Here is a 12,594-nt window from a genome sequence, read left to right on the forward strand (position 1 = left end):
CGACGGTTGCGCATGAAACGGAAGGGGGTAGGATTTGGCCATCCCGTCCGCACATCGTCAAGCACGCCCGCGGCGCAGGCGACGTTTTGCACGCCGTTCGGCGGACTGTCCGCGCCGGTCAGCGCGCCGGACCGCTCCTGCGCTTGGGCTTGGCGCCGCTCTTCGCACCGCCTCCGGTGCTGGCCGCCTTGGGCGGCGTCATCATGGCCTTCAGCGCCGCCGACTGGTTGCGCTTGGCCGCCGCGACGGCCGCCGCGGTCCACATGCCGGTGGCCTGGCCGGTGGCGCGGTTGGCCCAGGACAGCCACGCGCTCATGAAGGGGTTCTTGGTCATCGCAGGACGACTCCGGAGTTGGGGCGACTGCCGGAACAACAGCGCCGGGCCGCGAATGTCGCGCTGCACAAAGGTCCATCTCCGCATCGCCCGGTTTTTCGGCAGGGCAGCCGGCTTTTTAAGCAGATGCCGCTGTCCCCGCTGGCTTGCCCCGCCGCGGTGTCCCCCAGCCGGGCGGGGCCTTTGCTGGCATGTCGGTTGCTTGACTGCCGGAAGGGCAGCGTGACGGCGGGGGCGGGGCATATGGAGAATGAGCGCGGGACCGGCGACGGCGGGACGGGCGCCATGGCCTTGCGCTTCCTGCGTGCCGCCCGGCTGTGCCGCATCCGCGACGTCGAGCGGCTGCTGGCGGTCGGCGCGCTGGTCCGCGACATGGGCGGCCTGATCCACGCGCTGCAGGCCGAACGCGGCGCCTCCTCGATCTATCTCGGATCCTGCGGCAAGCGCTTCGCCGCCGACCGCGCCGGCCGGGCCGCCGAGGCGCTGGCGCTGGAGGCGGTGCTGCGCGACCGGCTGGACCGTCTCGACGAGCAGCTCGACCGGATGAGTTCGGGCGCCCGCTTCTACGGCCGGGTCGCCGTCGCGCTGCAGGCGCTGGACCGGCTGCCGGCGCTGCGGGAACAGGTGGCCTCGCTGGCGCTGGTGCCGCAGGATTCGGTCAAGGCCTTCACCGACCTGATCGGCCATCTGCTGGCCGTGCTGGTCGAGGCGGCGGACATCGCCGCCGATCCGGCGATCTCGCGGGCGCTGGTCGCGCTGTTCAACATCGTCCAGGGCAAGGAGTTCGCCGGGCAGGAGCGGGCGACGGCCGGCGCCGGCTTCTCGCGCGGGCGGTTCGACGGGGCGGACCATGCCCGGCTCGCCCAGCTGATCGATGCGCAGAACCGCGCCTTCCGCATCTTCTCCGAGTTCGCCGACCCGGCCCACACCGCCGCCTTCCGCGCCGCCCTGTCCGACCCGGCGGTGACGGAGGTGGAGCGGATGCGGGCGGTTGCGCTCGGCGACGGCGCCCGCCATGGCGAGCTGTCCGGCATCGCGCCGGAAGCCTGGTTCGCGCAGGCCACCCGCCGTATGGACCGGATGAAGACGGTGGAGGACCTGATGACCGGGGATCTGCGCCGGCTGTGCGAGGCGAAGCTGGCCCAGGCCCGCGCCGACCTTGAGCAGGCCGATCTGGAGCGGGCGGATCTGGAGCGGGCCGGCGTCCATGGTCCCGATGCCGCGATGCCGGTCGCCATGATGCTGGTCGATCCCGGCTCGCCGCCGGGGGGCCAGGAGGAAACCGGGCTGTTCGCTCCGGACGGGCTGCCGCCGAAGCTGATGCGCTCGGTCCTCGACGTGGTGCAGGCGCAGTCCCAGCGGCTGCGCGACGTCAGCCTGGAACTGGAGTCGGCGAAGGCGGCCCTGAACGAGCGCAAGGTGATCGACCGCGCCAAGGGCCTGCTGATGTCGACCCGCAACCTGTCGGAGGAGGAAGCCTACAAGCTGATCCGCAAGACGGCGATGAACCAGAACAAGCGCATCATCGAGGTCGCCGAGGCGATCCTCAGCATGTCGGACATCCTGCGCGGCGTGACCGCGGGGGGAGGCTGAACCGCGGCAGCCCCTCTTCCGGCGGAGGAGAGGGGCTGCCGGACCCGGCTCTACTTCATCGACGGGAACGCGAACTGGGCGCCTTCGCGCAGGCCCCCGGTCGGCCAGCGCTGGGTGATGGTCTTGCGGCGGGTGTAGAAGCGCACCCCGTCCGGACCGTAGGCCGACAGGTCGCCGAACAGCGACCGCTTCCAGCCGCCGAAGCTGTGATAGGCGACCGGGACCGGCAGCGGCACGTTGATGCCGACCATGCCGACCTTGATCATGTCGCTGAAATAGCGGGCGGCCTCGCCGTCGCGGGTGAACAGGCAGGTGCCGTTGCCGTATTCGTGGCCGTCGATCAGGTCCATGCCCTCCTGCATCGACTTGACCCGGACGAGGCAAAGCACCGGGCCGAAGATCTCCTCCCGGTAGATGGTCATGTCCGGGGTGACACGGTCGAACAGGCAGCCGCCGAGGAAGTTGCCGTTCTCGTGGCCCGGCACCACCAGCCCGCGCCCGTCCACCACCAGCTCGGCCCCTTCGGAGACGCCCTGGTCGACATAGGCCCTGACCTTGTCATGGTGGGCGCGGGTGACGAGCGGCCCCATCTCGCAGCCGGCCGAGGTGCCGGCGCCGACCTTCAGGGCGCGGAGCGCGGCGGACAGCTTCTCCACCAGCCGGTCGGCGACCTCGTCGCCCACAGCGACCACGACGGAGATCGCCATGCAGCGCTCGCCGCAGGAGCCGTAGGCCGCCCCCATCAGGGCGCTGACCGCGTTGTCGAGGTCGGCGTCGGGCATGACGATGGCGTGGTTCTTGGCCCCGCCCAGCGCCTGCACCCGTTTGCCGTGGGCGCTGGCGGTGGCATAGACATATTCGGCGATCGGGGTGGATCCGACGAAGCTGACGCCCTGCACCCTGGGGTCGGTCAGCAGCGTGTCGACCGCCTCCTTGTCGCCGTTGACGACGTTCAGCACGCCCGGCGGCAGCCCGGCCTGCTCGGCCAGCCGGGCGACGAGGAGGGCGGCGCTCGGGTCGCGCTCCGACGGTTTTAGAATGAAAGTGTTGCCGCAGGCGATGGCGATGGGATACATCCACAGCGGCACCATCGCCGGGAAGTTGAAGGGCGTGATCCCTGCAACGACTCCCAGCGGTTGGAACTCCGACCAGCTGTCGATGGCCGGGCCGACATTCTTGGAGAACTCGCCTTTCAGCAGCTCCGGGACGCCGCAGGCATATTCGACATTCTCGATGCCGCGGGTCAGCTCGCCGAGGGCATCGTCCAGCACCTTGCCATGCTCCTGGGTGATCAGCGCGCAGATGCGCTCGGCATTCTCCTCCAGCAACTGCTTGAAGCGGAACATGACGCGGGCGCGCTTGGCCGGCGGCGTGGTGCGCCAGCCCGGGAAGGCGGCCTCGGCGGCGGTGATCGCCTCCTCGACCGTCTTGCGGCCGGCGAGCGCGACCTGGCCGGCCACCTCGCCGGTGGCCGGGTTGACGATGTCGGCGGTGCGGCTGCCGGCGGGGGCGTCGGTCTTGCCGCCGATCAGGTGCGGGACGATGGGCATGGGACGGTTCCTGGGAGGAGATTTCGCAGTGTGTATAGGGTGTGCCCCCTCCCTAACCCTCCCCCGCTTTGCGGGAGAGGGAACTGCTGCCGCATCGCAGATCCCCCCTCTCCCGCCAGAGGCGGGGGAGGGAGGGGCCCGCGGCGAAGCCGTGGGAGGGAGGGGGCCCCGCCTATGGCGCCCTTACGCGGTCGCCTGGATGGCGTCGGCGACGACGTTGAACAGCCGGTCGAGATCCTCACGCTCGCTGATGAAGTGCGGGCCGAACTGCAGGGTGTCGCCGCCGTAGCGCACGTAATAGCCGGCGTCCCAGCACTTCATGGCGATTTCGTAGGGGCGCCGCGCCGGCTCGCCGGGCAGGGGGGCGATCTGGACCGCGCCGGCAAGGCCGCAGTTGCGGATGTCGGCGACGTTCTTCAGGCCCTTCAGCCCGTGGATCAGTCCCTCGAAATGCGGCATCAGCGCCGCCGCCTTGTCGGCCAGCTTCTCGCGCTCGAACAGTTCCAGCGCGGCGAGGCCGGCGGCGCAGGCGACGGGGTGGGCGGAGTAGGTGTAGCCGTGCGGGAACTCGACCAGATATTCGGGTCCGCCATTGTCCATGAAGGTCTGGTAGATCTCGTGGCTGGCCACCACCGCGCCCATCGGCACGGCGCCGTTGGTCAGGCCCTTGGCGACGTTCATGATGTCCGGCACGACGCCGAAGTAATCGGCGCCGAAGGCGGTGCCCATGCGGCCGAAGCCGGTGATGACCTCGTCGAAGATCAGCAGGATGCCGTGCCTGGTGCAGATCTCGCGCAGGCGCTGGAGATAGCCCTTGGGCGGCGGCAGCACGCCGGCCGATCCGGCCATCGGCTCCACCACCACCGCGGCGATGTTGGAGGCGTCGTGCAGGGCGACGAGATCCTCCAGCGCGTCGGCCAGATGGGCGCCTTCGTCCGGCATGCCCTTGGTAAAGGCGTTCTGCGGCAGCAGGGTGTGGGGCAGGTGGTCGGCATCGACGCCGGTGCCGAACAGCTTGCGGTTGCCGACGATGCCGCCCAGGCTGGTGCCGCCGAAATTGACGCCGTGATAGCCCTTCACCCGGCCGATCAGCTTGGTCTTGGCCGGCTGCCCCTTCATCCGCCAATAGGCGCGCGCCAGCTTCAGCGAGGTGTCGGCGGCCTCCGAGCCGGAATTGACGAAGAAGACATGGTCGAGCCCGGCCGGGGTCATCGAGGCCAGCTTGTGCGCCAGCTTGAAGGCGGCGGGGTGGCCGTACTGGAAGGCCGGGCTGTAGTCGAGCGTGGCGATCTGGCGGGCGACCGCCTCGGCGATCTCGCTGCGGCAATGGCCGGCGCCGCTGCACCACAGTCCGGACAGGCTGTCATAGATCTTGCGGCCTTGGGCGTCCCAGTACCAGGCGCCTTCGGCCTTCATCATCATGCGCGGGTTCTTCTTGAACTCGCGGTTGGCGGTGAAGGGCATCCAGTGGGCGTCGAGTTCCTCGCGGGTCACGCCGGCCGCCCGGTCGGTGCCGAAGCCCAGATTGCTTTGCTCGAACTCGTTGTCCAGGGGGGCCATGCCGCCGGTCTCCTGCTGATGGGGTGGGGTGCTGTGCAGGAGTGTGCCGGGGCCGTCGCTGTGGTTAAATCCAAACCATGCGAACCTCACGTAAGCGCCGGCTTACCTGACAGAGACCGGACATGAGCAAGCCAAGCCACACGCTGCCCGCCGTCGCCGATGCCGACATCCGCCTGCTGCGTGTCTTCCTGACCGTGGTCGAGTGCGGCGGCTTCTCCGCGGCGGAGGTCGAGCTGAACATCAGCCGCGCCGCCATCAGCCAGCATATGGCCGACCTGGAGCGCCGGCTCGGGTTGACGCTGTGCCGGCGCGGCCGGGGCGGCTTCCGGCTGACCGAGGAAGGGCAACTGGCCCACGAGGCCGCGCTGCGCCTGCTGGCCGGGCTGGAGAGCTTCCGCAGCGAGATCAACGCGGCGCATGGGCGGCTGCGCGGCGAACTCAACATCGGCATCACCGACAACCTCGTCACCATGCCGCGCATGCGGGTGACCAACGCCCTGCGCGGCCTGAAGCGCGAGGCGCCGGAGGTGCGGGTCAACATCCGCATGATCCCGCCCAACGAGATCGAGCGCGGCGTGCTGGACGGCCGGCTCCATGTCGGCGTGGTGCCCGACCGCCGCGCCCTGCCCGGTCTGGAGCGGGTGACGCTCTACGAGGAGGAGTCGCGGCTCTATTGCGGCCGGGGCCATCCGCTGTTCGACGCGCCCGCCGGGACCGTCACCCGCAAGGCGGTGGAGGCGGCCGACGCCGTCGCCCCGACCCAGGCCCAGCCGCCCCACGCGCTGACCGCCACCGCGACCGCCACCGACCGCGAGGGCGTGGCCTTCCTGCTGCTGACCGGCTGCTACATCGGATTCCTGCCGGTGCATTACGCCGCCCAATGGGTGGAGCGCGGCACCATGCGGGCGCTGCTGCCCGATACCCACCATTACCGGGTGGGTTTCAGCGCGGTGACCAAGAAGGGGGTGCCGCCGAACCTCGTGCTCGAACGCTTCATGACCCTGCTGGAGCGGCCGGACGAGGGCTGACTCCAGTTGCTATTGCATCGTCCGCAGCGGCGAGAAGGGCAGGCCGGCCTGATCCAATGCGCGGTCGATCACCTCGTCGGATTTCTGGTCGAACAGCTGCAGCAGCAGGTCGTCGACCATCCAGTCGTTGGTCGGGGTGCAGGCGGTGAACAGCTCGCTGATCACCTCGGCCTGGAAGTCCTCGCGCGACGCCTCGGCGCCCTCATAGCCCAGCCGCTTGGCGACGCCGACCGCGACCTGGAAGGGCTGGAGCAGGCCGGGGGCGACGACGGCCTTCTTCAGCAGCGCCGCCATGCCGAGCTCGCCATCGTCCCAGGCGAGCCGGCGGGCATTGTCCGGCGGGATGGCGGCACGCAGCGCCATGCCGGAGACGAACAGCGACACGTCGCCGGCGCACAGCGCGCGGAACAGCAGCACCGGCGTCAGGCGGCGGTTGGCATGCAGCCACTGGATCACGGCGTCGATGTCCTCGGCGCCGCGCAGCACTGGGCGCAGCAGGCGCATGGTCGCCGCCTCCCGCCCGCGCTCGACCAGCCGCTCGACCAGCTCGCGCGACAGGCCGTGCGCCTGCATCAGGGTGGTGCGCATGCTGTCGGAGACGAAGGCGACCACCCGCTCCACCATCGCCAGCGACAGGCCGGGGCGGGTTGCCGCCGCCTCGCTGACCATGCGGACGCGGCCGAAACGGTCGAGCGCTCGGCTCATCGCGCTGTCCGGCACCTCGGCCCCGTCGTTGCGCAGGAGCGCGGTCACCGCGACGACGTTGCCGCGCTCGGCGATCGCGCCGGAGACGCGGGCGGAAACCTTGGACCGGCTGGCCACCGCGACATGCTTGCCGGGGTCGGGATCGGACAGCACGTCGAGCAGCAGGTCGTCGGTCAGCCCCGCCGCGTCGCGCAGGATGGGAAAGGCCACCCGGCCGACGTCGCGGACCAGCCGTTCGGCCAGATCCCCGGTCAGCAGCGGGCTGTTGCGAAGCTGCCAGGCGACCGCCTCGCGAACCGCGACCTGGGCATCCCCGGCGAAGCAATGGACCACCTCGATCGCCAGCGACCGTTCGGCCGGGCTGAGGGTGCCGGCCTCCAGGTCATGGAACAGCTTGCTCATCGTCTCGATCCGCGTCTGCGCGGTGGGCGAGGCGAGCAGCCGTTCGACGTCCTTCGACGACAGGGAGTTGGCAAGGGGGGCGTCGGGTGTGGGAGCGTTTGGCATGGCGGCATCCGGCTGCGGCATCGGTCGAAATCCAGTCAATCGAAATCGAGGCACGAATAGCGGATCATGTCGCCCCACAGCCGGTCGAGCCGGCGGAGCGTGCGGTAGCTGGCCTTCAGGTCGCGCACTTCGGTCTCGTTGCGCACCAGCGCCTCGGCCTGCGCCTGCTCCATCCGCCTTAGGCCCTCCCACAGCTCGCGGCCCTTGTCGGTCAGCTGCAGGCGGGCGGTCCGGCGGTCGCGCTGGTTGGCCGCCCGGTTGATGTAGCCGGCATCGACCAGGATCTTCAGGCTGTAGGACGCGTTGGAACCGAGATAATAACCGCGCTCCATCAGGTCGCGGACCGACAGCTCGTCCCCGCCGATCAGCATGACCATCAGCGCCTGCACCGGGCCGATGTCCTCGACGCCCTGCTTGGACAGGCCGACGCGCACGACATCGAGGTAACGCCGGTGCATGCGCTCGATCAGCCGGGCCATGCCGTGGAAGTCGGCGAGGTCGAGCTCATCGCCGGGCTTGCCCGCCGCTTGGGCGGAAGCCTTCTCCCCAGTTCCCGGTTCAGGCGTGTCGTCGTCCCAGTTCAGGTTGCTCATCGCGTCCTTGATCCCGGCGCTGCGATTGCAGAAATGTTCTTGGCCATGCTCACTCCGCGGCGGCGGCGATGCCGCGAAAGCCCTGAGGATTGGCGTTGCGCCATGCCCATGCGCTGCCGACGATGCTGTCCAGATCGGGGAAGCGCGGCTGCCAGCCGAGATCGCGGCGGATGCGCTCCGACGAGGCGATCAGCACCGGCAGGTCGCCGGCGCGGCGCGGGCCGATCTTGACCGGCACGGTCCTGCCGGTGATGCGCTCCACCGATCCTATCACCTCGCGAACGCTGTAGCCGGTGCCATTGCCGAGATTGTAGCGGACCGACCGCTCGTCCAGCACGTCAAGCACCCGCAGATGGGCATCGGCCAGATCGCAGACATGGATGTAATCGCGGATGCAGGTGCCGTCGCGTGTTTCGTAGTCGTCGCCGAAGATTTCGATGTGTGGACGCTTGCCGGTTGCGGCGTCCATCACCAGCGGGATCAGGTGAGTTTCCGGGCTGTGATCCTCACCGAGCCGGCCGTTGGGGTGTGCGCCGGCTGCGTTGAAGTAGCGCAGGCATGCGGAGCGCAGCCCGTGGCAGCGGTCCGCCCAATGCAGGGCGCGCTCGATCATGAACTTCGATTCGCCATAGGGGCTGCCGGGATCGACCCCCTCGTCCTCGTCGATGGGGATCCGCTTCGGCGATCCGAACAGGTTGGCTGTCGACGAGAAGACCAGCTTCATCACCCCGGCCTTCACTGCGGCGCGGATCAGGTTCAGCGAGGTGACGCTGTTGCCGTGCAGGTAGGCATGGGGGTCGCGCATCGATTCGCCGACCACCGACAGGGCTGCGAAGTGGAACACCGCGTCGAAGCACCATTGCGAGAACACACGGGCAAGCGCCGCCTCGTCGGCGAGGTCGGCCTGGACAAAGGCAGCCTCGGGCGGGACGGCGGCGGCATGGCCCTGGCGCAGATTGTCGAACACGACGACGCGGTGGCCGCGGTCGAGAAGTTCTGCCACGCAATGGCTGCCGACATAGCCGGCGCCTCCGGTGACGAGGATGGTCTTTGGAATCGTCATGGAAGGGCTTCCTTGAACCGGTTTTCTGGCCGCAGCCGGAATTCGGGCGACCCCGGCATGGTGGAAGGAAAGGAGAGCGGGGTTTTGGGGCGGGGCAGGGACCGGACGGGGGGAGCCCGGTGCTCTGCGCAATTCATCGCGGCGCAGCATGCACGATCGGCGCGGCGTCTGACCAGATGGCCTCTATAACCGCCCCCAATGGCATAAATCCTTCGGTGAATTGCAGTTTTGTCGCGGTGAAACAGTGGCTTATCAGTGCCCTGCCACCCCTTTTTCGAAAACTGGAAAGGGGTATCGACCGAAACTTGTCACACGTCTCTAAAATGTCTCCGGAGTAAAGCTTAAGCATACGCAGTCCGTCGGTGCTCCCCCCGCACCAGGACCCGTCCCCATAGGCGACCGTTCTTCGTGAAACGGTCGTGCCCGGCATGCCCCCGGCCGGCTTCCTGTCCTGCGCCCCGTCGCCGCCGGCAGCTTTTCCTGTTTCTTCCCAATCTTCCCGCTTTTCCGCGCCGTATCGAAGCGGCCTGTCCTCCATCAGGAAGGATCGATGATGAGTTCCGTGGATCGGCCCCTGCTGACCCAAGCTTACCGGAAGATCGGACAGGGCCTGTTGTTGGCCGGCATCCTCAGCCTGTTCGTGAACATCCTGATGCTGGTGGTGCCGCTGTTCACGATGCAGGTCTATGACCGGGTGATGAGCAGCCGCAGCCTGGAAACGTTGACGATGCTCGCGATCATCGCGGTCGGGGCGCTGGCGCTGTACGGCGTCCTGGACTTCATCCGTGCCCGAGCCTTCCTGGTGACCAGCGCGGTGATCGCGCACCGCTTCAACGTGCCGGCCCTGGAGGCCTCCATCGTCGACGCACTGTCGGGAGGCCCGCGTAATGCGGCGCAAACCATGCGTGACCTGAACGACCTGCGCAGCTTCATGACCAGCAGCGCGGTGACCGCTCCGCTGGAACTTGCCTGGGCGCCGATCTTTCTGGCGATTCTATTTCTGCTGCACCCTGTCTACGGCTTTCTCGCCATCGGCTCCGCCCTGATCCTGCTGGTGATGGGCGTGCTGACCGACGCGTTGACCAGACGGCCGATGGCCCAGGCCAACGAGGCGTCGGCCCGCGTCTTCGCCGACATCGCCGGCACCGTTCGCCATGCCGAGGCCATCGAGGCGATGGGCATGCTGCCGGCATTGGCCCGGCGCTGGCAATCGGCACAGAGCGGGTCGGCCGGGATGATCGACCGCGGTGCTACGATGTCGCGCGGACTGACCGCGGCCTCGCGTTCGCTGCGGCTGATGCTGCAGGTCGGGGTGATCGCGGCTGGCGCCACCCTGGTGATCGACAATCTGGTGACGCCCGGCAGCATGATGGCGGCAGGCCTCATCACCGGACGGCTGCTGCACCCGTTCGAGCAGATGGTGGACGGCTGGCGACAGTGGGTGAAGGCGCTGGAGGCCCATCGCCGCATCCGCGACCTGCTGAACAACGGCGCGTCCGCCCGCTCAACCATGCCGCTGCCGGCACCGCAGGGAACACTGGCTGTCGACCGTGTCAGCCATGTGCCGGCGGGGCTGAACCGCCCGGTGCTGCGCAACGTGTCCTTCGCGGCGGAGGCAGGTGAAGTGCTGGGAATCATCGGTCCGTCCGGTGCCGGGAAGTCGACGTTGGCCCGCCTTCTGGTTGGCGTCTGGCAGCCGACGGCCGGCGGCATCTATCTGGACGGCGCCAGCACCTACCTGTGGGAGCGCGAGAGCTTCGGCAAATATGTCGGCTACGTGCCGCAGTCGGTGGCGCTGCTGGACGGCACCATCGGCGAGAACATCGCCCGCATGGCCAATGCCGACCCGGCCGAGATCGTGCGCGCCGCCCGTCTGGCCGGGGTGCATGAGATGATCGGCCGGCTACCCTTCGGCTACGACACGTCGGTGGGCGAGAGCGCCTTCTCGCTGTCGGGTGGGCAGCGGCAGCGCATCGCGTTGGCCCGCGCCCTGTTCGGCCGGCCGCGCCTGCTGGTGCTGGACGAGCCGAATTCCAACCTAGACCACGAAGGCGAACAGGCCCTGCTGGCCGCCGTCCATAAGGTGAAGGCTGAGGGTACGACAGTCGTGATGATCGCCCACCGCCCGTCCATCGTTGCGGTGGCCGATAAGCTTGTGGTGATGAAGGACGGCGCCGTCGAGCATTTCGGTACACGCGGTGATGTTCTGAAACTGGTGCAGCCTGGTGGCACGCCCGCCGGTGTCGCCCGACTGGTCCGCAGCGGAGAACAGCGATGAGCGATAGCCCCGCCATCTGGACGGCAACGATGGATGTGGTGCCGGCCGAGCCATCGCTGCGCAACACCGCTCTGGCCGGAGCGCTGGCCGTGCTGGTCGGTTTCGGTGGTTTCCTGGGCTGGGCCTGCACCGCCGATCTGGACAGCGCGGCTCTGGCTGCTGGGACGGTAATGGTGGAAAGCCATCGCAAGACCATCTCGCATCTCGAAGGTGGCATCCTGCGCGACTTGCTGGTCAAGGACGGCGATCTCGTGCAGGCGGGACAGGTTTTGCTGCGGATGGATTCGACGCAGAGTCAGGCGGTGGTGGCTCAGTTGCAGGGGCAGCATTGGACGGCGCTGGCCCGGCTCGGTCGCCTTCGAGCAGAGCAGTCCGACATGCCCGCCCCGCTGTTCGCCGCCGATCTCGTCAAGGCTGCGCATGACAACCCTGTGGCGGCCGAGGCGCTGGCGGTCGAGGAGCGCCTGTTCAGGTCTCGCCGCGACAGCTACGAGGCGCAGTTGGGCATCCAGCGCCGACAAATTTCGCAACTGCGCGACCAGATCGTGGCGCTGGAGGCGCAGCGCGTCGCCACCGCAGACCGGCTGCGCTACACCGAAGACGAACTGCGGGTGGTTCAAGGCCTGCTGGCCAAGGGATACGAGCGCCGGCCGCGTCTGCTGGAACTCCAGCGCAACGTTGCGGATTCGCAAGGCCGGCTGGGGGAACTGATGGCGAACAAGTCCAAGGCGGAACAGGCCATTGCCTCCGCCGAACTGGAGATGATCAATATTGGCAACACGCGGCGGTCGGAGGTGTCGACCGATCTCCAAACCGCCCAGGCAACTGTTTCCGACCTGTCGGAACGGCTGCGCAGTGCTGACGACGTGCTGCTGCGTCAAGCGGTCACCGCCCCCCAGGCGGGGCGGATCACCGGCCTGAAATTCTTCACGCCGGGCGGCGTCGTTCCGGCCGGCGCAGGTATTCTCGACATCGTGCCGCAGGATGACGCCATGATAGTCGAGGCCCGCGTCTCGCCCCACGATGTGCAGAATGTCGAGGTCGGTAGCAAGGCTATGGTGAAGCTGACCGGTTACCGCCAGCGTGCCGTTCCTCCGGTCACCGGCCAAGTGGTGGCGTTGTCCGCCGACCAGTTGGAGGATGAACGCACCGGCGCCTTCTATTTCGCCGCGCGGATCAGCATGGATGCCACCGAGCTTAAGGCGCTTCCGGGAGTCGAGCTGCATCCCGGCATGCCGGCGGAGGTGATGATTCACGGCCATACCCGCCGCGCCATCGAGTATTTCCTGACGCCATTGACTGACGGCCTTCAGAGAGCGTTCCGGGAGAAGTAGCGGAATCACCCGTCCCACCGGCCTCTCCCGTTCGGGCCGGTGGGGGCCG

The 12,594-nt window shown here is 68.5% G+C and carries 10 protein-coding genes; 4 read left to right on the forward strand and 6 right to left on the reverse strand.

The window, feature by feature from the left end:
• Window positions 1–118: 118 nt before the first annotated feature.
• Complete coding sequence (locus ABMY26_RS29935; protein WP_372399149.1) at window positions 119–334, reverse strand: hypothetical protein; 216 nt, start codon at window positions 332–334, stop codon at window positions 119–121.
• A 243-nt stretch (window positions 335–577) separates the two neighbouring features.
• Between ABMY26_RS29935 and ABMY26_RS29940 the strand changes: the two genes are divergently transcribed.
• Window positions 578–1,927 (forward strand): nitrate- and nitrite sensing domain-containing protein, encoded by a 1,350-nt coding sequence (locus ABMY26_RS29940; RefSeq protein WP_372399150.1) that lies wholly within the window; start codon window positions 578–580, stop codon window positions 1,925–1,927.
• A 50-nt stretch (window positions 1,928–1,977) separates the two neighbouring features.
• On the opposite strand, the gene ABMY26_RS29945 is transcribed toward ABMY26_RS29940, so the two are convergent.
• Together ABMY26_RS29945 and ABMY26_RS29950 are read right to left on the reverse strand one after the other, a co-directional pair.
• A complete protein-coding gene (locus ABMY26_RS29945) occupies window positions 1,978–3,477 on the reverse strand; it encodes a CoA-acylating methylmalonate-semialdehyde dehydrogenase (RefSeq protein WP_372399151.1) in 1,500 nt (499 codons plus the stop codon).
• A 183-nt stretch (window positions 3,478–3,660) separates the two neighbouring features.
• On the reverse strand, window positions 3,661–5,037 hold the full coding sequence (locus tag ABMY26_RS29950) for an aspartate aminotransferase family protein (protein WP_372399152.1): 1,377 nt from the start codon (window positions 5,035–5,037) through the stop codon (window positions 3,661–3,663).
• Window positions 5,038–5,159: 122 nt separating this feature from the next.
• Here ABMY26_RS29950 and ABMY26_RS29955 point away from each other — a divergent pair, with 122 nt between their 5' ends.
• Complete coding sequence (locus ABMY26_RS29955) at window positions 5,160–6,065, forward strand: LysR family transcriptional regulator (protein ID WP_372399153.1); 906 nt, start codon at window positions 5,160–5,162, stop codon at window positions 6,063–6,065.
• Between the two features lie 9 nt (window positions 6,066–6,074).
• Here the strand turns inward: ABMY26_RS29955 and ABMY26_RS29960 are convergent, their stop codons facing one another.
• The 3 genes from ABMY26_RS29960 to galE are packed head-to-tail and all read right to left on the reverse strand — an operon-like array spanning window position 6,075 to window position 8,933.
• Window positions 6,075–7,277, reverse strand: a complete 1,203-nt coding sequence (locus ABMY26_RS29960; RefSeq protein WP_372399154.1) for a DUF2336 domain-containing protein — start codon at window positions 7,275–7,277, stop codon at window positions 6,075–6,077.
• A 35-nt stretch (window positions 7,278–7,312) separates the two neighbouring features.
• Complete coding sequence (locus tag ABMY26_RS29965; protein ID WP_372399155.1) at window positions 7,313–7,870, reverse strand: winged helix DNA-binding protein; 558 nt, start codon at window positions 7,868–7,870, stop codon at window positions 7,313–7,315.
• 49 nt (window positions 7,871–7,919) lie between these two features.
• Window positions 7,920–8,933, reverse strand: a complete 1,014-nt coding sequence (gene galE / locus ABMY26_RS29970; protein ID WP_372399156.1) for a UDP-glucose 4-epimerase GalE — start codon at window positions 8,931–8,933, stop codon at window positions 7,920–7,922.
• Between the two features lie 550 nt (window positions 8,934–9,483).
• Between galE and ABMY26_RS29975 the strand changes: the two genes are divergently transcribed.
• Complete coding sequence (locus ABMY26_RS29975) at window positions 9,484–11,211, forward strand: type I secretion system permease/ATPase (RefSeq protein WP_372399157.1); 1,728 nt, start codon at window positions 9,484–9,486, stop codon at window positions 11,209–11,211.
• Window positions 11,208–12,545 carry an HlyD family type I secretion periplasmic adaptor subunit gene (locus ABMY26_RS29980; protein ID WP_372399158.1) on the forward strand — a complete coding sequence of 446 codons (1,338 nt, stop codon included), beginning with the start codon at window positions 11,208–11,210 and terminating at the stop codon, window positions 12,543–12,545. The genes ABMY26_RS29975 and ABMY26_RS29980 overlap by 4 nt, the downstream gene beginning before the upstream one ends.
• Window positions 12,546–12,594: the final 49 nt, after the last annotated feature.

The organism is Azospirillum sp. HJ39 (assembly GCF_041507355.1).
Lineage (GTDB): Bacteria > Pseudomonadota > Alphaproteobacteria > Azospirillales > Azospirillaceae > Azospirillum > Azospirillum thiophilum.

What these genes read in the sequence shown, in the direction of transcription:
- ABMY26_RS29965 (WP_372399155.1), bottom strand. Translation starts at nt 7,870, where the DNA reads ATGAGCAACCTGAACTGGGACGACGACACGCCTGAACCGGGAACTGGG.
- ABMY26_RS29945 (WP_372399151.1), bottom strand. Translation starts at nt 3,477, where the DNA reads ATGCCCATCGTCCCGCACCTGATCGGCGGCAAGACCGACGCCCCCGCC.
- ABMY26_RS29975 (WP_372399157.1), top strand. Translation starts at nt 9,484, where the DNA reads ATGATGAGTTCCGTGGATCGGCCCCTGCTGACCCAAGCTTACCGGAAG.
- ABMY26_RS29960 (WP_372399154.1), bottom strand. Translation starts at nt 7,277, where the DNA reads ATGCCAAACGCTCCCACACCCGACGCCCCCCTTGCCAACTCCCTGTCG.
- ABMY26_RS29980 (WP_372399158.1), top strand. Translation starts at nt 11,208, where the DNA reads ATGAGCGATAGCCCCGCCATCTGGACGGCAACGATGGATGTGGTGCCG.
- ABMY26_RS29935 (WP_372399149.1), bottom strand. Translation starts at nt 334, where the DNA reads ATGACCAAGAACCCCTTCATGAGCGCGTGGCTGTCCTGGGCCAACCGC.
- galE (WP_372399156.1), bottom strand. Translation starts at nt 8,933, where the DNA reads ATGACGATTCCAAAGACCATCCTCGTCACCGGAGGCGCCGGCTATGTC.
- ABMY26_RS29940 (WP_372399150.1), top strand. Translation starts at nt 578, where the DNA reads ATGGAGAATGAGCGCGGGACCGGCGACGGCGGGACGGGCGCCATGGCC.
- ABMY26_RS29950 (WP_372399152.1), bottom strand. Translation starts at nt 5,037, where the DNA reads ATGGCCCCCCTGGACAACGAGTTCGAGCAAAGCAATCTGGGCTTCGGC.
- ABMY26_RS29955 (WP_372399153.1), top strand. Translation starts at nt 5,160, where the DNA reads ATGAGCAAGCCAAGCCACACGCTGCCCGCCGTCGCCGATGCCGACATC.